Annotated in this window: 16 protein-coding genes and 5 pseudogenes; 10 read left to right on the top strand and 11 right to left on the bottom strand. The window is 61.6% G+C overall.

Translation table 11 applies throughout. The features are described 5' to 3' along the window. Positions 1 to 13: 13 nt before the first annotated feature. Complete coding sequence (locus tag NKJ94_RS25425; protein WP_352528952.1) at positions 14 to 616, bottom strand: sulfotransferase family protein; 603 nt, start codon at positions 614 to 616, stop codon at positions 14 to 16. Positions 617 to 768: 152 nt separating this feature from the next. Beyond that, the gene (locus tag NKJ94_RS25420) at positions 769 to 915 is read right to left on the bottom strand and encodes a hypothetical protein (RefSeq protein WP_352453916.1); all 147 of its coding nucleotides are present in this window, start codon (positions 913 to 915) and stop codon (positions 769 to 771) included. Between the two features lie 35 nt (positions 916 to 950). On the opposite strand from NKJ94_RS25420, the pseudogene NKJ94_RS25415 reads away from it, so the two are divergent. After that, a pseudogene (locus tag NKJ94_RS25415) lies at positions 951 to 1202 on the top strand (GNAT family N-acetyltransferase); the annotation flags it as partial. A gap of 11 nt (positions 1203 to 1213) precedes the next feature. Here NKJ94_RS25415 and NKJ94_RS25410 read toward each other — a convergent pair. From NKJ94_RS25410 to NKJ94_RS25375, 8 genes and pseudogenes are all read right to left on the bottom strand, one after another. Next, entirely contained in the window at positions 1214 to 2254 is a 1041-nt protein-coding gene (locus NKJ94_RS25410; RefSeq protein WP_352528950.1) for a sulfate/molybdate ABC transporter ATP-binding protein, read from the bottom strand. Positions 2255 to 2385: 131 nt separating this feature from the next. Further along, the gene (locus NKJ94_RS25405; RefSeq protein WP_352466292.1) at positions 2386 to 2544 is read right to left on the bottom strand and encodes a hypothetical protein; all 159 of its coding nucleotides are present in this window, start codon (positions 2542 to 2544) and stop codon (positions 2386 to 2388) included. Between the two features lie 47 nt (positions 2545 to 2591). Continuing rightward, a pseudogene (gene cysT / locus NKJ94_RS25400) lies at positions 2592 to 3338 on the bottom strand (sulfate ABC transporter permease subunit CysT); the annotation flags it as partial. Next, entirely contained in the window at positions 3335 to 4363 is a 1029-nt protein-coding gene (locus tag NKJ94_RS25395; RefSeq protein ID WP_352528948.1) for a sulfate ABC transporter substrate-binding protein, read from the bottom strand. The gene NKJ94_RS25395 and the pseudogene cysT, both read right to left, overlap by 4 nt. Positions 4364 to 4548: 185 nt before the next feature. Then, positions 4549 to 4976, bottom strand: a pseudogene (locus NKJ94_RS25390) (UbiA family prenyltransferase); the annotation flags it as partial. 349 nt (positions 4977 to 5325) lie between these two features. Continuing rightward, positions 5326 to 5592 (bottom strand): hypothetical protein, encoded by a 267-nt coding sequence (locus NKJ94_RS25385; protein WP_023680946.1) that lies wholly within the window; start codon positions 5590 to 5592, stop codon positions 5326 to 5328. Between the two features lie 1279 nt (positions 5593 to 6871). Continuing rightward, positions 6872 to 7585 (bottom strand): annotated as a pseudogene (locus NKJ94_RS25380) (IS6 family transposase). Between the two features lie 362 nt (positions 7586 to 7947). Further along, the gene (locus NKJ94_RS25375) at positions 7948 to 8844 is read right to left on the bottom strand and encodes a LysR family transcriptional regulator (protein WP_352528946.1); all 897 of its coding nucleotides are present in this window, start codon (positions 8842 to 8844) and stop codon (positions 7948 to 7950) included. 79 nt (positions 8845 to 8923) lie between these two features. Here NKJ94_RS25375 and NKJ94_RS25370 point away from each other — a divergent pair, with 79 nt between their 5' ends. From NKJ94_RS25370 to NKJ94_RS25345, 6 genes and pseudogenes are all read left to right on the top strand, one after another. Continuing rightward, the gene (locus NKJ94_RS25370; protein ID WP_352528944.1) at positions 8924 to 10138 is read left to right on the top strand and encodes a trans-sulfuration enzyme family protein; all 1215 of its coding nucleotides are present in this window, start codon (positions 8924 to 8926) and stop codon (positions 10136 to 10138) included. Positions 10139 to 10167: 29 nt separating this feature from the next. Beyond that, positions 10168 to 11202, top strand: coding sequence for a transporter substrate-binding domain-containing protein (locus tag NKJ94_RS25365; protein ID WP_352528942.1), 1035 nt, complete (start codon positions 10168 to 10170; stop codon positions 11200 to 11202). A 70-nt stretch (positions 11203 to 11272) separates the two neighbouring features. After that, positions 11273 to 12388, top strand: coding sequence for an amino acid ABC transporter permease (locus tag NKJ94_RS25360; RefSeq protein ID WP_352528940.1), 1116 nt, complete (start codon positions 11273 to 11275; stop codon positions 12386 to 12388). 3 nt (positions 12389 to 12391) lie between these two features. Beyond that, the gene (locus tag NKJ94_RS25355) at positions 12392 to 13483 is read left to right on the top strand and encodes an amino acid ABC transporter permease (protein ID WP_352528938.1); all 1092 of its coding nucleotides are present in this window, start codon (positions 12392 to 12394) and stop codon (positions 13481 to 13483) included. Between the two features lie 44 nt (positions 13484 to 13527). After that, positions 13528 to 14273, top strand: a pseudogene (locus NKJ94_RS25350) (amino acid ABC transporter ATP-binding protein). Between the two features lie 538 nt (positions 14274 to 14811). Further along, positions 14812 to 16257 carry a hypothetical protein gene (locus tag NKJ94_RS25345; RefSeq protein WP_502896155.1) on the top strand — a complete coding sequence of 482 codons (1446 nt, stop codon included), beginning with the start codon at positions 14812 to 14814 and terminating at the stop codon, positions 16255 to 16257. Positions 16258 to 16409: 152 nt separating this feature from the next. Here NKJ94_RS25345 and NKJ94_RS25340 read toward each other — a convergent pair whose 3' ends face one another. Continuing rightward, the gene (locus tag NKJ94_RS25340) at positions 16410 to 17000 is read right to left on the bottom strand and encodes a TetR/AcrR family transcriptional regulator (protein ID WP_352528934.1); all 591 of its coding nucleotides are present in this window, start codon (positions 16998 to 17000) and stop codon (positions 16410 to 16412) included. A 56-nt stretch (positions 17001 to 17056) separates the two neighbouring features. Here NKJ94_RS25340 and NKJ94_RS25335 point away from each other — a divergent pair, with 56 nt between their 5' ends. The 3 genes from NKJ94_RS25335 to NKJ94_RS25325 all read left to right on the top strand — a co-directional run. Continuing rightward, on the top strand, positions 17057 to 18073 hold the full coding sequence (locus NKJ94_RS25335) for a methyltransferase domain-containing protein (protein ID WP_352528932.1): 1017 nt from the start codon (positions 17057 to 17059) through the stop codon (positions 18071 to 18073). Between the two features lie 310 nt (positions 18074 to 18383). Continuing rightward, complete coding sequence (locus NKJ94_RS25330) at positions 18384 to 19106, top strand: IS6 family transposase (RefSeq protein ID WP_352528930.1); 723 nt, start codon at positions 18384 to 18386, stop codon at positions 19104 to 19106. Positions 19107 to 19302: 196 nt separating this feature from the next. Further along, a partial coding sequence (locus NKJ94_RS25325) for a SpvB/TcaC N-terminal domain-containing protein (protein WP_352528928.1) occupies positions 19303 to 21303 on the top strand: 2001 nt, incomplete at its 3' end.

The following is a 21303-nucleotide window of genomic DNA, read 5'->3' as shown; positions in this document are numbered from 1 at the left end:
GGAAAACCGCCGTTCAGCGCCCTATGCGAGCACGAAATTCGGCAGTCGAATTGGTGCGTGGAAACGGTTCGGAAGGCAACTGTACATCGAGAAAGGCACAAAGCGGCTCCCACCCTTCGGAGGCCTGATAAGTAAGAAGGCGTTCAGGTGGCAGCGTTGATTTCACGGAAGCGTTATGTGCTTCATAGACAGCGATTGCGTGTTCACGGTTATCAAATCGACCGCCAAAGACAGTGTTTCCAACCACCGCCACACCAAAGGACTGTGGATCATTGGTAGCAGCATCCATCGTGAGCCCTATTGTTTGCGCCATGCTGTCATACCAGGCTTCCGGGTCACGAACTGTCAGGATAACCTTTGCATGAGGGTAGTGGTCACTCACTTCGCGCCAAAAATGCGCCGTTGGCCAATCGACCGCGGAAAGATAGCCGGCATATGCCGCATCCCAGGTCGGGAGTTGTCCCTGTCCGGCGGCGCGCCACAGCGCCTTCTGCTCGGGATTGGCGTGGACATCTGCCATGTGATGACACGGCCCGAACCCAAGATGCTCCAACGCGAGCTTCAGCGAATATGTGCCAGTGCGACCCATGCCTGCACCAATGACATCTAGAGCCATGAGCACCCCAAGGAGATTTCAATCGGTCAAAATATCTTTGAAGGTCAGCTCCGAATCGCGTCAAGCCGTAGCGCGCGAAGGTCAGTATTGGAGAAGCGCCGGAAATGGTGGCTCCTGGCGCCGCTGTGGCGAAGACGCGTGGATCGACACCACTATCCGCTGACGCAGCGCTTGCTCCGGTCGATGACGTGGATGCCCATCAAAGGATGGGAGACAACCGACAGCGAGTTTCCGCCGGGAACGTGATCGCGGTCCACCAAAGCCATCTTGAACGGCAAGGCCGTGCAGACCTGCTCCATCAGGCTGCTCGACGTATACCGCGCGACATTCGAGCAGCGTGGACACAAGCTGGCAAGGCAAGGGGTTAGGCGCCGCGCTGTTGCAAGACACCGTTCTGCGCACGCGTTACGCCGCGACGATCCTCGGGATTCGCGGCCTTCTTGTTCATGCCATATCGGACGAAGCGAAAGCCTTCTACGAGCACTACGGCTTTGCGGCTTCCCCGAAAAATCCGATGACCCTTGCGCTCTCGCTAAGGCGCGTTGAAAGAGCGGGCCGAAACGTCTTGTTGTGCACAAGTTGGTAATCGCCTCGTAATCAACCAGCCGGAAAAAGCTTCCAGCGCCGCGGCCTAAAAGCCACGCGACTTTTCTGCGCCGCCGGATGGTCGACGGGCAATTCGATCTCGACCCGGCGACGTTCGCCGCCGATTTCGAGTTCCACGCGCCTGGTGCCGGCAACGCGGCGGCTGGCGGCGACCGTGCCGGCGATGCAGCCGTTGCATTCGTCCACCAGTTCGACATCGTGCGGGCGAAAGAACAATGTCGCTTCGCCTTGCGGTGCGTGCGGCGCGGAGAGCCCGATCGGGCGGTCGGCGATCCAGACCTGGCCGTCCTCGACCTTGACCGGGATCGAGCTCGATTCGCCGATAAAGCCATAAACGAAGGGCGAGTTCGGGGTATCGTAGATCTCGTCGGCGGTGCCGACCTGCTCGATGCGGCCCTGGCTCATCACCACGACGCGATCGGCAAGCTCCAGCGCCTCTTCCTGGTCATGGGTGACAAAGACCGTGGTATGGCCGGTGGCGTCGTGGATGTCGCGCAGCCAGCGGCGCAGTTCGCGGCGCACCTGGGCATCGAGCGCGCCGAACGGCTCGTCGAGCAAAAGCACGGCCGGTTCGATCGCCATGGCGCGGGCCAGCGCCACGCGCTGGCGCTGGCCGCCCGAAAGCTGCGCCGGATAGCGTTTTTCCAGACCGGAAAGCTGGACGAGGTTGAGAAGTTCCAAGGCGCGGCGGCGGATTTCCTTCGCCGACGGGCGTGACGGCCCGTGCCTGACCTTGAGGCCGAAGCCGATGTTGTCGGCGACCGTCATGTGGCGAAACAGCGCGTAATGCTGAAAGACGAAGCCGACATTGCGCTCCTGGATCGACTTTTGAGAGGCATCCTCTTCGCCGAAGAAGATTTTTCCGCGGGTCGGCCGCTCCAAGCCGGCAATCAGCCTGAGCAGCGTCGTCTTGCCGGAGCCGGATGGCCCCAGCAACGCGATCAGTTCTCCCGACCTGATGTCGAGAGAAACGTCGTGGAGGGCCGGAAACCGGTCAAACTCCTTGCGCACGTTGGCAACGCGAACTTCCATGCAAATCCCTTTTGTAGTTGATGCATGCCGTTATCCCAAAACCGGTTCCCACTTTTGGGCGACATCAAATCTTTGTTTCATGCATGTCGTTGTCCAAAAACCGCTACACACTTTTGGGCGACATGCATTTGTCAGTGTCCGCGCGTCGCGGCGATCTCGGCGCCGTAGCGCATCTCGAGAAGTGTTTTCAAGACCAGCGTGACGAGCGCCAGGCCGGCAAGCAGCGAAGCGACGGCAAAGGCGGCGGCGGCATTGTACTCGTTATAAAGGATTTCAACATGCAGCGGCATGGTGTTGGTTAGCCCGCGTATGTGGCCCGACACGACCGAGATGGCGCGATGACGATCAGAAGCGGCGCGATCTCGGATTTGTAGGGGAGGTTGCCGGCGATGAAGATAACGGAACCGTACTCGCCGACGCCGCGCGCGAAAGCCAGCGCGAAACCGGTGACGATGGCCGGCGCCAGTCCGGGAAGCAGAACGCGGCTGATGATCTGGAAGCGATTGGCGCCGAGCGTTGCGGCCACTTCCTCCACCTCCTTGTCGATCTCCTCCATGATCGGCTGCACGGTACGAACGACGAAAGGCAGGCCGATAAAGATCAACGCGATGACGATGCCAAGCGGCGTGTAGGCGACCTTGATGCCGAGCGGCATCAGCAGGCTTCCGATCCAGCCGTTCGGTACGTAAAGCGTGGTCAGCGCGATGCCGGCCACCGCTGTCGGCAGCGCGAAGGGCAGGTCGACCATGGCATCGGCGATGCGGCGGCCGGGAAAGTTGTAGCGCACCAGCACCCAGGCGACGATCGTGCCGAAGACGACGTTGACAGCGGCGGCAATGAAGGCGGTGCCGAAGCTGATTTCAAGCGCGTTGATGGTGCGGCGATCGGTGACGATCGCCCAGAAGTCGGTCCAGCCGAGCGCCGCCGAGCGCCAGATCAGCCCGGACAGCGGAATGAGGAGGGTGAGGAAGGCAAGCGAGAAGCCGAGCGTCAATCCGAAACCCGGAATGACGCTCGGCTGTCTGAACCGCCACCCCGCCTTGGCGGGCGTGCTGTGGTCATGTCGTCCTGATCTAAATGCTATTGGGCCGGCTTATAGATCTGGTCAAATATACCACCGTCGCCGAAATGGTAAGGCTGCGCCTTCATCCATCCGCCGAAAATTGGATCGTCGATGCTGATCCGCTTGATTTCCGGCAGTTTGGCGAGATCCTCCGCAGGCACCAGGTCGGGCTTCGCCGGACGGTAGTGGTTCTTGGCGATGATCGTCTGGCCTTCCTTGGAATAGAGATAGCCCAGATAGGCTTCGGCAACTTTCCGTGTGCCCTTGGCATCGACATTGGCGTCGACAACGGCGACCGGCGGCTCGGCCAGGATCGAGGTCGGCGGGATGACGATTTCGAACTGATCGGCGCCGAACTCGTCCAGCGCCAGATAGGCCTCGTTTTCCCAGGCGATCAGCACGTCGCCCAGGCCCTTTTGCGCGAAGGTCACGGTCGAGCCACGCGCGCCGGTGTCAAGCACCGGAACATGGGAATAGAGGTTGCCGACGAATTCCTTGGTCTTGGCTTCATCGCCGCCATCATTGGTGTTGGCCCAGGCCCAGGCCGCGAGGTAGGCCCACCGGCCACCACCGGAGGTCTTGGGATTGGACGTGATCACCTGGACGCTGTCCTTTGTGAGATCGCCAAAATCGTGAATGCCCTTGGGGTTGCCCTTGCGGACGAGGAGGACAATGGTCGAGGTATAAGGCGCCGAATTGTTCTCGAACTTCGTCCGCCAGTCGGGATTGATCTTCTTCGTTTTCGAGACGATCGCGTCGATGTCGCCTTGCAGCCCCAGCGTCACCACGTCGGCGTCGAGGCCGTCGATTACCGCGCGAGCCTGAGCGCCCGATCCGCCATGCGACTGCTGGACGGTGACGGTCTCGCCGGTCTCGGACTTCCAGTGGGCGGTGAAAGCCTCGTCGAATTGCTTGTAGAGCTCACGCGTCGGGTCATAGGACACGTTGAGAATGGTGGTATCGGCAAACGCGAAACCGAGCGTGCCGAACTGGACAGATGTGGCGACCAGTGCGCCGAGCAGTTTCATGAAATGAGGTTTGGTCATTTCCGCCTCCGTTGAACTCGCGTCAAATCTACCGAATTGAATTTAGATGCATTCAATGTTGCCTTTTTTGGCCTAGTGAAGCAATTTTTCGCCTATCTCACCCTAAATGAGGAATGTTTTTCCTCACATAGCGTGACTCGGGATCCTGGGCTCCCGGACGCGATAACTAGAAACCGCCAGCCCTTCGGCAATACGCAAGTGGCGATCAGGCGCGTGTAGGGCGTCAGGAAGAGCAGGAGCGACGCCGCAAGCGCAAGCGGAATTGCCAGAAAGGCGATTGCTGGGACCATGCCGATCTGGCCGCTTGCCAGAGGGCGAAAGCGGGTCCGCTCAACGTGGCCGTCGAACCTGCGATCGGCAATGTCATTGATCGTGGACCCGGCGCTTCTCATCAGAAACGCGCCAAGGGTGAATAGCGCCAATTGCTGAACGGCGGGGATACCATGTGCCGCTTGGATCAATGCGGCCCAACAGGGAACAACGTCAGCCATATGCCCACTGGCCGATCCAGCCGCGCGAGCCGCGTGTAGGGCCGCCATGCACGCGGCAGCCGGCGATCCACCCAGTCACCTCTATGAATATCACTCAGGTCCGGTCGGCTCAAAGTCGCCATTAAGTAATCTTAATCCCGCGCAGAGAAAGGCATTTTCCTGTTCGGTTGAAGTGCCAAATTCGCAGCGTTGCGTATGCGCGCAATGGCAGCCTCGGGGTGGCAAGCGGAAGTCCAGCGTGAACGCGCGGAACAGTTGCTTTGCGGACCTGAGCCGGCATTAGGTTGCGCAAGCTGTAGCGGCTGATCTTGGCACGACCGAGACCAACGGCGGCGCTCACGCGCAGGACCGGCTCTTGAAGCCAGTGCCCAGCGGGCTCTACGCCAATAATGGGCGCTTTCCAGAATGACCGGAACCGCACGGCAATCGCTGAGCAAACCCTTCTAACCTTGGCCAGCGGAGCAATCACCTTTACGATTCGACCAGGATCACCAAGGACTCTGGCACCACTCCATCGAAGGCCATCGCATCCGCGGCTTCCTTGCTCTGCATAGCTTTCATCATGGCGTCCATGTCCGGAACGTCCATAAGAACGGCCACCCGGGTCGGATTTTGTGGATCTACAAATGTTCGTATGTTGGTCACGCCGAGCGGACCAAAAAGCTCTTTGCGCTTCGGCGAGTCGAGCCAGTGCTTCGCTCCTTTTGTGATGTTATGGTGGCCAATGACTGTCGGCATTGCATCCTCCCTATCGTGACGGCGAAGTCCGGCATCGCCAAGAGTGCCAAGATCCATCCCCGTCGAACCACGGAGCGCCGTTTTGGTTGGACTGTCAATTATTTCGTTAAGGACGCGGAAGAACGATTCGGAGAGGGCGTTTCTTCCGGACGGTTCGACCTCAATGAACCAGGATCGCGGTCACGCGGCTGTGGCTATTGACATGTGACATGCGCAAACAGCCGGACAACAACTGCAAGGGCCCGCGTGGCAGATATCGGGATCCAGCGCGGGGGTCGGAAAGGGCAGTTGCGGGAGTAGGGCTGCCATTCATGACCCGGCGGGCCAAGGTCGTCTTCGGGTCGACTCCGGCCGTAGAGCGAAGGTCCGCTGTTGAGAGCGGCGGTGAGGGTCCGGTAATGGCGCTACTTACTCGTTCAGGTGGCCGCTACAGTTGATTGCTAGAGTTAGTCTAGCGTGTCCAAGCGCCATGAAGCGAGCTTACAGCCAAAAGGAAAGTCGGCGGCCCATTTTTCAATGAGCGTTGCCCGAACCCGCCGACCTGCGGATTGCCATTGGCCCCGCGATTCGCAGCTTTGCCGGAACGGAGGCGTGCCGTCTAGCAATGTAAGCGTGTACCATTTCAGCTGCGGAAGTTTTCAAGATCTCTGCCTTAAATCTTTCGGCCATGGCTCGCGCAATCTGTGCTGCCTATAAAGTCGCGCAGCACGAGGTGATCTAGGTTGCAGGGTTGGCGCGGCAAGCGTTCCTCGGCCAGGAATCAGGCGCCAGCGCTGAACAACGCAGCCGGGACGAGTTTCCGGATTCGTTACCGCCATCGGCGATTTGCTCACGGGCTTCGCAAGTCCACGGTGCACTCGCGAGACTCCTAATTGCGCTCCGCCGCGCCGAATGATTACGGAGTACTAGCCTGCCCAATCCCAGCGCGCCCAGAGTTCTGGCTCGCGTGTGAACCATTAGGCCGGCGGGACGTTGCTCTGCGGATCCAACACCTGACGGCACGACCGTGGAGGAATCCAAGCATCATTCTACGCCTCAGAAACAAGACACGCCCGGTGCCTTGGCGAACTTTCCTTATGACCGAATGACCGTCGAGCGATTTCGGGGGCGTTTCCGCGAGCGAGGTGGAACGACGAGCGCAGGAGCTGGTTTGTGCCGGGAAAGACGGCGCCGCTACCTCTTTGGCGACCTCTATTCGACCCGCGGGAGCATCATCAACCCCAAGAGGTGATGTCACATAAACGGAGATGGGCTGTCGTTGTGACTTTTGGGAATGATTTCAGGCGATCACGCCGGCAGCAGCTTTCCATTGCGCCATGGCATTCAAGCGGTGAAGATGGATCTGAAAGGCGGAGCGTTTTGAACGGGGCGGGACGAAGAGATTGCGGACTGCAGAGAACGTCGAGACGAAACGCTGGAGGCTCCCCGGTGATCGAAAAGCTTGCATCATCCGCTCTCGTTTTCGCAGTGGCACATGCGAATTCTCCGCTCTGTTGTTCAAGCCCTTGTGCGACCGGTGCTCGATGTCCGTCATGACTAGACGCCGCGCTGCTCCATAGGAGCCGAGCTTGTCGGTGATCATGCGCTTCGGCACCTGGCCCTGCTTCTTCAACAGCCGTGTCAGCACGCGCTTGGCGGCCTTAGTGTTGCGCCGGGTCTAGCCGATCTCGTCGAGCACATAGCCGTCCTGGTTGACGGCCCGCCATAACCAATGCTTCTTGCCGGCGATCATGATGGCGACTTCGTCGAGGTGCCAGATATCATTTCGACTGGGCTGCTTGCGGCGCAGGCGCCGGGCGTAGTCCAGCCCGAACTTCTTTCCCCACCGACGGATCGTCTCGTAGGAAACGACAATGCCGCGCTCCAGCAGCATTTCTTCGACACGACGCAGGCTCAGCGGAAATCGATAATACAGCCACACCGCGTGGGCGATGATCTCGGGTGGGAACCGATGCCGTTTGTAGCTGATCTGCGAAGTGTTCGTCCCCAGCATCTATCGCAGCGATCCCTGACACGCGGTTACCGTGACAACGCCCCTGGGAGCGCCTGGACCAAATCGGGTCCCCAGTTCTAATATGTGGCGGGTGGTACGACGGGATCGCTCTACCGTCATCTCAGGAATGCATGGTGGGAAGACTCCCGAGGGCGACCTTGCGCATGTTCGAAGGTGGCCATCTATTTCTCTGGCAGGATAGCTCCGCGTTCGCCGAGATCGTCCGGTTTCTTGCAAACGAGGAAGCCGGCTAAAGGGCGAACACGAATTTGCGCCGTGCGAGGCTGCGTGAGGCCATGGACGTCCGCGCCTTACTGAGGCAAGACCGGTCGCGTCTATGTTTAGGCGGCGAGCCACATTGCCTATGCCTCGCTCGATAGCATATTGCGGGCGGCATAGAGTTCGGCAATGAAGTCGGTGATCAAGGTCGAATTGATGCCGTCCGGCGGGCGCAGGAGTAGCGCGCGGAAATTGACGGCCGGCTCGAATGGCCTGGCCAAAATGCCGCCGATCATGCGGTCCGCAATGACGGAGGGATTGACCAAGCCAATCCCCATGCCCTTCGCTGCAAGGATAGCGATGGTCAGGCCGTAGGGCGTTTCGATCAGGATGCGCGGCCGTACCCCATGCGCGGCCAGGATCTTGTCCATCGCGAGCCGAGCCGTATCTTCCGGCGACAATGCCAGGAAAGTCTCGTCGGCGAGATCGGCCGGCGTGATCATCTGCTTCCGCGCCAGCCGGTGGTTCTTCGGCATGACGCAAACGGCGCGCGGCGTGGTGAAGATGCTGTGCAGCACGCCGCTGGTGTCGACCTCGTCGGCCGCGAGCCCGATATCGAAACTGCCAGACGCCACCAGGTCGCGCACGATGTTGGAGGTGCGGACCTGATAGCTGATGCGCACCTGCGGATGCCGGCGCGAGAACGCTACTATGGCGCGCGGCACCAGCCCATGCCCGAGCGCCGACAGGCTAGCGACACGGATGGTACCGGTGCCGACCTCCTTGATCTGTGCCGCGCGCAGCTTGAGCCGGTCGAGCCCGACCAGGTTGGCTTTCACCTCGGCATGAAACAACTCCCCTTCGCGTGTCGGCACCAGCCTGCCACGAATGCGGTCGAAAAGCCTGAAGCCGAGTTCGGCTTCTAGCTTGGCTAGCGAACGGCTGATGGCCGGCTGCGAGGTATCCAGCAGCGCGGCCGCCGCGCCGGCGCCGCGTGTGATCATGATCGCGTTGAAGACATCGATGTCGCGCAGGTTCATAGTCCATCCATATCAAAAGCGAATTAACTTTATCGCTGCGGTCATGGATGGCAATGGGTGAGCCGGCTAAGCTGCCCCCATGAACCGACGCGACGACACTTCACATGTCCACCCTCCCAAGCGCTCCGAGGAACCGTTCCAGGCGGTGGCGATGCCGGTCGAGCGAGCCTCGACCGTTGTCTTTGACGATCTGGAGTCGTTCGAGCGTCGCGTCGAGCGTCTGTACGACGGGTTCAGCTACGGACTTTACGGCACACCGACCAGCCGGCAGCTCGAGGATCATATCGCCGTGCTGGAAAGCGGATTGCGGGCCCTCGTCGTCCCGTCGGGCATGGCGGCCATGACGCTGGCGACCATGGCTGTCTGCCGTGGCGGCGAAAGGGTTCTGATCCCGGAGACGCTCTATGGCCCGGCGCGCGACATGGCCGAGCGTTTTCTCGGCCCCCTCGGGATCGAGGCGGTTTCCTACGATCCACGGCTGGACGCGAGCATCGCGGCCGTGATCGACGGCAGAACGCGGCTGGTCTGGGTAGAATCGCCTGGCTCGGCCACCTTCGAAGTCCAGGATGTGCCCGCCATCACGGCCGCGGCCCACAAGGCCGGCGCGCTCGTCGCGGCCGACAACACCTGGGCCTCTCATCTGCTGTTTAAGCCGCTCGCTCATGGCGTCGACATGTCGATGCAGGCGCTTTCCAAACACGCCGGCGGCCATGGCGACCTCCTGATGGGCTCGGTCGCAGTGCATGACCACGCCCTGTTCCGGCGCCTGAAGGATACAGCGCGCTTTCTGGGCTATGGCGTCTCGCCGGAAGATTGCGCGCTGTGCGAGCGTGGCCTGATGACCATGCCGGTGCGCATGCGTCATGCCGACGCCACCGCGCGGAAGATCATTGCCTGGCTATCGGAACGCCCGGAAGTCGCACAGATCTTGCATCCCGCGGAGCCTGGTCATCCTGGCCACGCGATCTGGAAGCGTGACTTTGCCGGATCGGCGGGCGTGTTCTCCTTCGTGCTGCGGCCGGAACTGGCGCCACTGCAATCCGATGTCCTGCGCAGCCTGCGGCTGTTCAGGCTCGGCGCAAGCTGGGGCGGCGTGCATTCGCTGATTGCCGTCAGCGATCCGCGCAAAGGGCGCGCCAGCCTCGATTGGCTGAAGCCCGGCCCGGTCTGGCGCCTGTCGATCGGCCTTGAGGCGCTCGAAGATCTTCTGGCCGACCTTTCCCAGGCCTTCGAACTCTTTGCTAAAGCCCGGCGCAACGGAACCGCAGCAGCCGACGCCAAGGCCGCCGAATGATTAGAACCTCAACGAGAAGGGGAATGACTATGAAACATCAAGTTCTGAAATGGCTCACGGGTCTGGCGATAGGATTGGCCAGCCTGACTTCGGGCGCCGTGGACGCCAGCGCGCAGGCGGTTATCAACAAGATCAAGGAACGCGGCTATGTCAGCTGCGGCGCCAGCCAGGGCGTGCCCGGTCTCTCCCGGCCCGACGAGAAGGGGTATTATCGCGGCTTCGATTCCGATATTTGCCGCACTTTCGCGATCGCCATCCTCGGCGACAAGGAGAAGATCCGTTACGTGCCGCTTAACGCAGGCCAGCGTTTTCCTGCGCTGCAGACCGGAGAGATCGACGTTCTGTCGCGCACATCCACCATCACCTACAGTCGCGATACGGTTGTCCGCTTCGTCTGGATCAATCTCTACGACACGGACGGCATGCTCGTGCGCAAGGCCGACAATATTACCGAGCCCAAACTGCTCGATGGAAAGACCGTTTGCCTGCAAGGCGGTGGCAGCCTGACCGAGAAAGCGATCGAGGAAACCGAGGAAGAGTTCGGGATCGCGATGGAGAAAGTCTATTACGACTCGACCATTCAGGCGCGCGACGCCTTCTTCGGCGGCCGCTGCGATTCATACGTCACCGACGGCACTGCGGCAGCCGGACAGCGTGCTTCGGTGGCCAAGAACCCCGACGACTACGACATCATCAAGGTCGGCAAAGCCGCCGAACCCAATGGCGTCGCGGTCGCCCGCGGCGACGATCAACTCTTCGACGTCGTGCGCTGGACATTGAATGCCCTGTTCTGGGCCGAGGCCAACGGCATCACCTCGCAGAACATCGATGAAAAGCTTGTGTCGGGCAGTCCGGAAGTCAAACGGGTGCTCGGTGAGGAACCCGGCTTCGGCAAGCCGCTCGGATTGGACGACAAGTGGGCCTACAACGTCATCAAGCAAATGGGCAACTACGCCGAGATCTGGGACCGCAATCTCGGCAAGGACAGCCCGCTAAAGGTCGAACGCGGTCTGAACGCGTTGTGGAAGGACGGGGGCCTCAACTATCCTTTCCCCTGGGATTGAGCCGCATGATGGAGGGGAACGGGCCCGGCGCTCCCCTTCCCTGCCAACGCCGCGAACCCTCGAGGTCAACATGCTGAGCGATGCCAAGACCAGATCGATCATCATCCAGTGTGCCCTGGCCGCCGCGGTTGCCGCTTTCGCTGCCCTGCTCGTCAGCACGACTTTCGCCAATCTCAGGGCACGCGGCATCCCGATCGGCTTCGATTTCCTGACGATGCCGTCAAGGATCGTCATCTCGGAAGCAATCCTCACTTACAAGTCGCGGGACCCCTATTACTGGGCGATCGCGACCGGGCTCGCCAATACGGTCTTCATCTCCGCGGTCGTCATCGTCTTTTCATCCGCGCTCGGCCTCGTCGTCGGCATCACCCGGCTGAGCAGCAATCCCCTGGCGGCGGGCACCTGCCGCGTATGGGTGGAGGTTGCACGCAATTCACCGCCGATCGTGCTTCTGATCTTTCTCTACTCGCTGTGGTGGAAGGTGCTGCCGCCGGTCGGCGAAGCGCTCAATCCGCTGCCAGGCGTTTACGCCTCCATGCGCGGCTTTGTGGTGCCGGCCGTCAGCATGGACGTCGCCACCGCGGGATTGCTCGTCATTGCTCTCGCCCTGGCACTGGCGGCCGCTGGCTGGGCGGCGGCGAGAAGAGGATGGCTGCCACCGCTGACCGCGCCGGCGATCCTCGCGGTTGGCATTGCCGGGCTCTGGCTTGCCGATGCGAAGTTCTCCGTCGACTGGCCGACCTTCACTGGGTCGAACTTCAAAGGCGGCAAGGACCTGACGCCCGAACTCAGCACCATCCTCATCGGGCTGACCATCTACACCACCGGCTTCGTCGCCGAGATCGTGCGTGGCGGCGTGCTTTCGGTCGGCCGCGGTCAGTGGGATGCAGGTCATTCGCTCGGCCTGCCACGCGGCAAAATATTGCGTCTGATCATCATCCCGCAGATGCTGCGGGTGATCGTCCCGCCGCTCAACAGCCAATACATCAACGTCGTCAAGAATTCGACGCTGGCGATCGCGGTCGGCTATCCGGACTTCCTTGCGGTCATGAACACCATCATCAGCAAGTCCAGCCATTCGATCGAGGGCGTATTCATCATCCTCGGCGTCTATCTCGCCCTCAACCTGAGCCTGTCGAGCGCGGCCAATTGGTACAACCGTCGCATCGCCATCGTGGAGCGCTGAACCATGAAGGCCCTGTCTCTTCCCCTTCCGGCCGAGCCAATGCCAGGACAGATCCGCTTCGGCGCTTTGCGGCGGTCAGCCATGCTCCTGTTCGGCACGCCGCTCAATGCCGTCCTGACGCTGTTGTTCGGGGTTCTGCTCGTCGCCACGGTACCGCCGATGCTGCGCTGGCTGGTAATCGACGCCGTGCTGTTCGATCCCAATCCAAGCGCGTGCCGGGTGGCCACCGGAGCCTGCTGGAGCTTCATCTACGCCAAGTCCGGGCAGTTGCTGTTCGGCATATATCCGCTCGACGAACGCTGGCGCCCCGCCATCGTCTGTCTGCTCATCCTGGCGCTGCTCGGCTGGTCAGTGCGGCCCGCCAGCTGGGCCCCGCGGCTGCTGGCGCTCTGGGTCGCAGCGCTGGTGCTGATCTTCTGGCTGATGGGCGGCGGCATCGGCCTGACCGAGATTCCAACCTCATCCTGGGGCGGCCTGCCGGTGACGCTCATCCTCACCGTCGTTGCCATCGGCGTCGCCTTCCCGGTCGGCATTCTCTTGGCACTGGCAAGGCGCTCGACCATGCCAGCGATACGCATAGGCGCCGTGGTCCTGATAGAATCGGTGCGCGGACTACCGCTGCTGTCCATCCTGTTCGTGGCGTCGATCATGATGCCGCTGTTCCTGCCCGAGGCCCTGTTGCCCGACAAATTCGTGCGCGCGCTGGTCGCGCTCACCATCTTCGCCGCGGCTTATCTCGCCGAGGTGATCCGCGGCGGCCTGCAGGCCATCCCGAAGGGTCAGTACGAGGCTGCGGCAGCGCTCGGCCTGCCCTTCTGGCGCGCGCAATATCTCATCATCCTGCCGCAGGCGATCCGGATGGCGATCCCGGCGCTGGCCAACACCATCATCGTCATGATCAAGAACACCAGCCTTGTCCTGGTCGTCGGTCTCTTCGACCTGATCAGCTCCGGAAAAGCGGCGCTGGCTGACCCGGACTGGCCGTCGCCGGCGGCCGAGACATTCCTGTTCATCGGCGCGATCTTCTTCGCGCTCTCCTTCTCGTTCGCCCGCTTCGCCGACTTCCTGGAGCGGCGCGGCCCGACCGCCCACTAGGAAATGCCTTGATGTTATTGTCCGCCCCAACGCGCGTTCCGTCCATGCCCGATCCCAGCGCTCCGCCCGCTATCCAAATGACCGGCATGAATAAGTGGTACGGAAACTTCCATGTGCTGAAGAACATCAACCTGACCGTCCATCGCGGCGAGAAGCTGGTGATCTGCGGTCCGTCCGGCTCGGGCAAGTCGACGATGATCCGTTGCATCAACCGGCTGGAGGAGCATCAGCAGGGGCAGATCGTCGTCGAAGGCGTCGAACTCAGCAACGATTTGAAGCAGATCGACGTAATCCGCAGTGACATCGGCATGGTGTTCCAGCACTTCAACCTGTTCCCGCATTTGACCATTCTGGAAAACCTGACACTGGCGCCGATCTGGGTGCGCAGGATGCGGCGCGGGCAAGCCGAGCAGACCGCCATGCACTGGAGCGGGTGAAGATCCCGGACCAGGCGCATAAATATCCCGGCCAGTTGTCCGGCGGCCAGCAGCAGCGCGTCGCCATCGCCCGTGCGCTCTGTATGAGCCCGAAGATCATGCTCTTCGACGAACCGACCTCCGCCCTCGATCCTGAAATGGTCAAGGAAGTGCTCGACACCATGGTCGCGCTGGCCGAGGATGGCATGACCATGCTGTGTGTCACGCACGAGATGGGATTTGCCCGCCAGGTCGCCGACCGTGTCGTCTTCATGGACCAGGGCGAGATCGTTGAGATGAACACGCCCTCCGAATTCTTGTCGCATCCGCGTCACCAGCGCAGCAAACTGTTCCTTGCCCAGATCCTGAACTAGCGAACCTCTCCCACCAGCCCATGCGCCGGCCGGATGGGCAGACGCAAATCAGAAATCCATCCGGGGCCTGGTCAGCGCGCAGCGACCTGCCAGACCGCGACGCCGGCCCAGGATCAGGCCGGCGACGCCTTCGATGCTGCGCGAGATAATGTCGAACAAGCGCGGCCGACTCTCGAAGGAATACACCAGGCGTTCGCGAAACAGGATCGACAGCGCCGCGAGTTCCGGCCATTGGTAGATGTTCGGCCCACAACTTCTGCACGTCGACGATCCTGGCGGTGGGCGCTCCGGTCCTGTTTCGAAGATAATGCGCCGCCGGCCGGCGCAGGCACAGCTGCCACGTATTGCAGCAGACGGCAGAGGACGAGAACGTCGTCCACAACGCAACTCTCGACTCGAAGTCGTAGCTGCATCATACGGCCTGTTCACCAAGCGGGCTTTGGGGGCTAGCACGAAGTCGGGCACCCACTTTGGCACCTCCACTCGCGCGAGCAGTAGTCCGCTTTCCTTCGCAAATGCCATGTGGCAAGACGGATGGATGGCGGCGGACAGCGAACATAAAAGCATCTCTGCGAGAGCGTTGGGCATCGCATTATCAGCTGCTGCCCTCGTGCCGCATTTCACAACCCCAGCCTTTGCCCATGCTTCCGAGCGCGGCTATGTCATGCTCCTGCCGACCGGATATTATGTCGTGGGCGGGGCGGTGGCCGTAGCCGCGAGTTTTCTGGTTCTGGCTGTCCTCCCGCCCAGGCTGCTCGAACGCATTTCGGCATCCCGCCTGCCAATTGGTCAATTCGGCGACGCCGCGCGCATTTGGATCAGCACGCTCGCCTTCGCGGTTCTCGCCATACTCGTGGCGGCGGGAATTCTCGGCAGCCGAGATCCGCTGTCGAATCCACTTCCGCTAACGGTGTGGACGCTGGTCTGGGTCGGACTGACATTGCTTCAGGGCGTATTCGGCAATGTTTGGTCGTGGACAAACCCGTGGTACGGGCCGTGGCGCATTTTCTCCAGCGTCTTCCCGGCATTCCGCGATCGCACAATGCCACAAGGACTGGCTTACTGGCCGGCGTTGATTTTGTTTGCAAGCTTCGCCTGGTTCGAGCTGATCTATCCGGCGCCCGAAGATCCGGCGCGGCTTGCGTTCGCTCTCATGGCCTACTGGCTCTCGACCTTCGTCTGCATGATCATCTTCGGCTACGAAGGCTGGAGCCGGCGCGGCGAGTTTCTGTCCGCGTTCTTCCGCATGGTGTCACGCTTCGCCATCGTCGAAACGACGCCGGACCACCCAAGCGAGGGGCGCGCCCTCTCACTCTGCTGGCCTGGAGCGAAATTGTGGAGCGCGCAAGCCTTGCCGGCGAGCGGTATGCTCTTTCTGTTGCTGACGTTGAGCTCGGTGTCCTTCGACGGTCTGTCGAAGACCTTCTCTTGGCTGGGCGCGAATGGTGTCAATCCGCTCGAATTTCCGGGGCGCTCGGCATTAGTCGGAATCAACAGCGCCGGTCTTGTGCTGATGTTTATCGCACTTGTCGCCGTGTTCTTCGCCGCAGTGTTTGTCGGTGAGCGGTTGGCCGGGAGCATCTCTTTCGGAAAAGCGGTCGGGCTCCTTGTCTGGTCGATCGTCCCGATCGCGCTCGCCTATCATTTTTCCCACTATCTGACGGCCCTCCTGGTGAACGGCCAGAATGCGCTCGTCGCTATTTCGGATCCGTTTGATCGGGGATGGAACCTATTCGGCACGGCGCACATGAATGTCGGGGCGGGAGTGATCATGGGCTCCGATGCAGCGTGGATCATCTGGAACTTTCAGGCGGCGGCGATCATCGGCGGCCATATACTTGCCGTTCTGGTCGCGCATGGGCTGGCGTTCCGTTTGCATCCGGCGCGCAGCCGCGCGGCGCTCAGCCAATTTCCGCTGACCGTTTTTATGGTCGGATATACGGTTTTCGGGCTGTGGCTGCTGTCCACGCCGACGGCCGTCTGACGGCCGCAAGCCACGTATCGGAGGCGTTGGTCGACAGACCTCACGGCGGTGTATCGCGACCTCAAGGACATGCGTCGAACAAAGCCGGTGGTTGGTGAATTGGCAACGCCGGCAAGTGCAACTGACTGCTACACAGTTCTTCGGCCTGATATCTAAGCCGACGGGACGCCCTCGGTGGCCAGACGCCGGAAGATCTGGTCGACTTGTTGCGGCGGCAATTTGGCGCCGCCGTCGAGCCACCAGATCAGCACCGACAGAAAGGCACCCACGACGAACTGGACGATCAGTTCGTTCGGCACGACATCGGGGTGCTTCCTGTCCTTGTTTGCGGCAAGCTCCGCGCGCACGAGATCGCATAGAATCTCGCGGATGCTGCCGAGCACAATAGTCCCACCGCGGCCCCCGGCCAGAGCTCGGTAGAGATCTATATGTTCACGCGCGTGCTCGAACATACCGAGCACGAACCCCAAGCTGCGATCTTTCAGCTCGCCTGGCGCTGCAAGCGCATGCCGCTGGCGTTCGACCAGCATGGCGCGCAGATGATCGTCCAGGCCGCTGCGCTTGAGGTCGTCCTTGCTGGTGAAGTGCGCGTAAAAGGTCGATCGGCCGATGTTTGCCTCATTGCAGATGTCCTCGACGGTGATTGCTTCATATCCCTTTCTCAGGATCAAAGTGATCAGCGCATGGTGAAGAGTCGACCGGGTCCGGGCGACACGGCGGTCTATCGTCTTTTCCGTTCCCATGAGCTTTTTCCGTTCAGATGGCAGAGGACCGTGCGGTACCGGACATTCTGCCGCGAATGGTCGTTGACGCGTTCCCGGATACCATGTCAGTTTCCGAACATGATGTCCATCAACCGGCGAGAGTGGCCAAGGAGTCTCTGATGAGAAAACATGGGCATAACAACAGCGGAGCCGGCGCGCCCGGCCGCGTCATACATTGGGCAGCACGCTACGATCTGATGACTTGGCTGTTCACCTTAGGCCGCGAACGCGCCTTTCGCGAAAAGATCCTCCGGTTGACGCAGCTCGAACCTGGAGAGTCCGTCCTCGATATAGGGTGCGGGACGGGAACGCTCGCTATACTTGCCAAGCAGCAGGTCGGGCCGACGGGCACCGTGCACGGGATCGATGCGTCACCGGAAATGATCACCAGGGCGGGTGCGAAGGCTCGAAGAGTCGGTCTGAAGGTCACCTTTGAAAAGGCCGCCGCCCAGGCATTACCGTTCCGGGATGCCGAATTCGATGTCGTAACGACGACGCTGATGCTCCATCATCTTTCTGCCGATGGACGTAATCAGATGGCTCATGAGATACACAGAATCCTGAAGCCATCCGGTCGCGTACTCGCCGTCGACTTCGTGCAAGCGCCACAGGATGGAGGCTTCATCGATCGCTTCCACCATCACGGCGTCAGCACAGTCGACGACATCATAACGGAATTCCGGGACTCGGGTCTCAACATCGTCGCTAGCGGCGCGGTTGGCACGAAGAACCTGCAGTTCGTGCTAGCCACGGCGGCCGCCGACGTCGCCCGTATTCGCGATAGGTTTGTCGCTCTCGGCACGGAAGAACCCTCAGGCCCGGCACGGTCTGCAGCCATGAGCCACCTGCACACCATAGGCCTAGTGCTAGCCATTGTCGCGCTGATCGCCATGCACGCAGGCGCGCCCTGGTGGCTATCGTGGCGCGGTCTAAGCGACGCCTCAAATCCGATCTCTTACACAGTGATTGCACTCGTGGCCCTTTTCGTAATCTTCAAGATCGGATTGCTCGGTGGCCTGCATCGGTGGAGCAGAGGCCGCCGCCAGCGTTGAGGCCGCTTGCTGTTACGACATCCGCGTCTCGCTACGGCTTGTTGGACACGCAGGAGTTCACCTTTTTCACACCCGGACGCGAATCGCGCGTCCGCTCCGGCCTCCCCGCCGTGCGAGGGTGGTGGTAGGCCAATCTAATCCCGTCGCAGCGAGATCAGACGCCGGCAGACGGCGCTTAACGTTATTCTCGGAAGACCAACTGCCATTCGTTGTCAGATCACCGGGCGGTGATCACTCTCAGCCAGATGGCAGGCGGCGACGGCACCGTAACGTTAACCGAAGGCTGACGGAAATCTGCGATCCGAGGCACATGTCGAAGATTGTCCCTGATCCGCTGTATCGTCGTCACCGCTTCCCCGTCGAGATCATCGCACATGCTGTGTGGCTGTACTTCCGCTTCCCGCTCAGCCTGCGGATGGTCGAGGATTTGTTAGCTGCCCGTGGCATCATTGTTTCGCATCAAACGATCAGAACATGGGCGGAGAAGTTCGGACGGCATTTTGCCAATGAGATCAGGCGACGGTCAGCCGGCCGCCTGGGTGACAAATGGCACCTCGACGAGATGGTCGTCACCACCGCCGGCAAGAACAAGAAGCAGTGGCTATGGCGGGCCGTCGACCAGGACGGCTTCGTCCTCGACGTTCTGGTGCAAAGCCGCAGGAATGCCAAGGCTGCAAAGCGGCTGATGCGCAAGCTCCTCAAGCAACAAGGTCATGCGCCGCGCGTGATGATAACCGACAAGCTCGGCTCCTACGCCGCCGCCGGCAGAGAGATAATGCCGGAGGTCGAGCACCGCCGGCACAAAGGCCTTAATAATCGGGCGGAGAACTCACACCAGCCGATGCGACGACGTGAACGGATCATGAAGCGATTCAAGTCACCGGGCCAGCTTCAGCGGTTTGCCTCCATCCACGACCCGATCGCCAATCTGTTTCACTTTCCGCGCCACGCTCTTTCATCTGCCGACCATCGTGATCTGCGCAGCGCTGCCCTGCAAACGTGGCGCGAGATCTCGCGTGTCGCGGCAGCTTGAAGTCCGACTTCGCTGGCCATCTCTGTGCCGGCTTGTCGATAACTTTACGATGCCCGCCCAATCTCGGCTAGTGAAGACCATGCGCGTCGCCGGATATAAGACGCTTGAGAGGCGAGGCCACAAGGTATCATTGCAAAGTACGCCGTGACTGTGTTCAATGTATTCGGGACAGGCAGGGTTCGCGGATAGGTGCGGCGTGCGCCAGTCGGAGTCTGTCGATGCAGCAGGGCCTCCTGACGCTGCCCACGGGGCAGCCGGCGACGCTATCGGGCATGTCTTTCGTGCTCCCGGGCTTTCCCTTCCCGCAGGCGGCGGTGCCATTCGCGGCATAGGCGAGAAGTTCACCTGCAATCCCGTACTTGGCACCGCGGCCGCGTCGATCCCCATCGCCACCAGCCCCGGCCGTGCCGGCTTCGGGCCTAACCTCACGCTGACCTACAATTCCGGTTCAGGAAACGGCGTGTTCGGCCTCGGTTGGTCGCTTGCGCTTCCGGCCATCGCCCGCAAGACCGACAAGGGACTGCCACTTTACCTGGACGAAATCCAGTCGGATGTCTTCCTTCTATCCTCGTCGGAGGATCTGGTGCCGGTGCTCCAGCCCGATGGCCGGCGTTTCGAGACGACCGCCGACGGCTATGTCATCCACCGCTACCGGCCGCGGATCGAGGGCACGTTCGCCCGCATCGAGCGCTGGACAGGCGCCGATGGCGATGTCCATTGGCGATCCCTATCGCAGGACAATGTGCTGACACTCTACGGCAAGGACCGCGGGTCCCGCCTTTACGATCCGGCCGACGAAAGCCGCGTCTTCTCCTGGCTGATCTCCGAGAGCCGCGACGACAAGGGCAACGCTATCGTCTACGCCTACAAGGCCGAAGATGGCGGCGATGTCGACCGCCGCTCGCCACAGGAGCGCAACCGCTGGAACGACGACGGCTCGCCGCGCGTCGGGAACCGCCACCTGAAATCAATCCGCTACGGCAATCGCAAGCCGCTCGTCGACGGCGAAGGCCGCCGCCCGCCTTTCATCGCCACCGCCATTCTGGCCGCGGCGGACTGGATGTTCGAAGTGGTGTTCGACTATGGCGAACACGACGCCGTCGCTCCCGGTCCAAGCGACGCGGGCGACTGGCTGCGCCGTAACGATCCTTTCTCGACCTTCCGCGCCGGTTTCGACGTCAGGACGTACCGCCTGTGCCAGCGCGTTCTGATGTTTCATCATTTTCCCGGCGAGCCCGACATCGGCATCGACGGCCTCGTCCGCTCCACGGATTTTGCCTACCGCGGCGAGCCGGCGGCGTCCTTCCTCGCCTCGGCCACGCAATCGGGCTATAAGCGCACGGGCGACGGCTATCTGAGGAAATCCCTGCCCGCCGTTGAGTTCGACTACAGCCTGCCGGTCGTCGGCCAGGAGGTGCGCGGGCTCGACACGGTGACCCTCGGCGACATGGCCGATGCGGCCGGCGAGCACAGCCGCTGGGTCGATCTCGACGGCGAGGGCCTCGCCGGCCTTCTAACCGACCATCCCGGCGGCTGGATTTACCGGCGCAACCAATCGCCGCTAGCGCGCGAAACCGGCGACGACAATGCCGCCCGTTTCGCGGCAGCCGAGCAGATAAAGGCGATGCCGAACGCGCCATCCCTGCGCGACTGGCAATTCCTCGACCTCGCCGGCGACGGCAGCGTCGACCTGGTCGACATGAGAAGCCCTGCAGCCGGCTTTTTCGAGCGCTCAGAAGACGGTGGCTGGGCGGCCTTCCAGGCCTTCCGTTCTACCCCGAAGGTCGACTGGAACGATCCCGGCCTGCGCTTCGTCGACCTCACCGGCGACGGCCTGCCTGACATAGTGCTGACCGAAAACGAAGCGCTGACCTGGCACCCCTCGCTCGCCGAGGATGGGTTCGGCCCCTCGACGCGCGCGTCGCTTCCCGTGGACGGCGGTCCCGGCGGACTGAGAACGCTTCAGAGCGACACCATGCAAACGGTCGCCCTGGCGGACATGTCGGGTGATGGGCTGTCCGACATCGTCCGCATCCGCAACGGCGACGTCTGCTACTGGCCCAATCTCGGCTACGGCCGTTTCGGCGCCAAGGTGACGATGGCGGACGCGCCGCGCTTCGACCTATCCGGCCCGTTAGCGGCGGGGCGGCTCGGACAGGCCGACAAGGCAGGCAGCGGCGGGGCCGCAATCCTCAAT

This window comes from Mesorhizobium sp. M0060, from assembly GCF_040323155.1.
GTDB lineage: Bacteria > Pseudomonadota > Alphaproteobacteria > Rhizobiales > Rhizobiaceae > Mesorhizobium.
The sequence above is the reverse complement of the archived record's forward strand: the minus strand, read 5'-3'. Positions and strand labels throughout refer to the sequence as shown.

What these genes read in the sequence shown, in the direction of transcription:
- NKJ94_RS25330 (WP_352528930.1), top strand. Translation starts at nt 18,384, where the DNA reads ATGTCGAAGATTGTCCCTGATCCGCTGTATCGTCGTCACCGCTTCCCC.
- NKJ94_RS25370 (WP_352528944.1), top strand. Translation starts at nt 8,924, where the DNA reads ATGAACCGACGCGACGACACTTCACATGTCCACCCTCCCAAGCGCTCC.
- NKJ94_RS25420 (WP_352453916.1), bottom strand. Translation starts at nt 915, where the DNA reads ATGGAGCAGGTCTGCACGGCCTTGCCGTTCAAGATGGCTTTGGTGGAC.
- NKJ94_RS25395 (WP_352528948.1), bottom strand. Translation starts at nt 4,363, where the DNA reads ATGACCAAACCTCATTTCATGAAACTGCTCGGCGCACTGGTCGCCACA.
- NKJ94_RS25355 (WP_352528938.1), top strand. Translation starts at nt 12,392, where the DNA reads ATGAAGGCCCTGTCTCTTCCCCTTCCGGCCGAGCCAATGCCAGGACAG.
- NKJ94_RS25365 (WP_352528942.1), top strand. Translation starts at nt 10,168, where the DNA reads ATGAAACATCAAGTTCTGAAATGGCTCACGGGTCTGGCGATAGGATTG.
- NKJ94_RS25410 (WP_352528950.1), bottom strand. Translation starts at nt 2,254, where the DNA reads ATGGAAGTTCGCGTTGCCAACGTGCGCAAGGAGTTTGACCGGTTTCCG.
- NKJ94_RS25335 (WP_352528932.1), top strand. Translation starts at nt 17,057, where the DNA reads ATGGTCGTTGACGCGTTCCCGGATACCATGTCAGTTTCCGAACATGAT.
- NKJ94_RS25340 (WP_352528934.1), bottom strand. Translation starts at nt 17,000, where the DNA reads ATGGGAACGGAAAAGACGATAGACCGCCGTGTCGCCCGGACCCGGTCG.
- NKJ94_RS25345 (WP_502896155.1), top strand. Translation starts at nt 14,812, where the DNA reads ATGGCGGCGGACAGCGAACATAAAAGCATCTCTGCGAGAGCGTTGGGC.
- NKJ94_RS25385 (WP_023680946.1), bottom strand. Translation starts at nt 5,592, where the DNA reads ATGCCGACAGTCATTGGCCACCATAACATCACAAAAGGAGCGAAGCAC.
- NKJ94_RS25375 (WP_352528946.1), bottom strand. Translation starts at nt 8,844, where the DNA reads ATGAACCTGCGCGACATCGATGTCTTCAACGCGATCATGATCACACGC.
- NKJ94_RS25425 (WP_352528952.1), bottom strand. Translation starts at nt 616, where the DNA reads ATGGCTCTAGATGTCATTGGTGCAGGCATGGGTCGCACTGGCACATAT.
- NKJ94_RS25405 (WP_352466292.1), bottom strand. Translation starts at nt 2,544, where the DNA reads ATGCCGCTGCATGTTGAAATCCTTTATAACGAGTACAATGCCGCCGCC.
- NKJ94_RS25360 (WP_352528940.1), top strand. Translation starts at nt 11,273, where the DNA reads ATGCTGAGCGATGCCAAGACCAGATCGATCATCATCCAGTGTGCCCTG.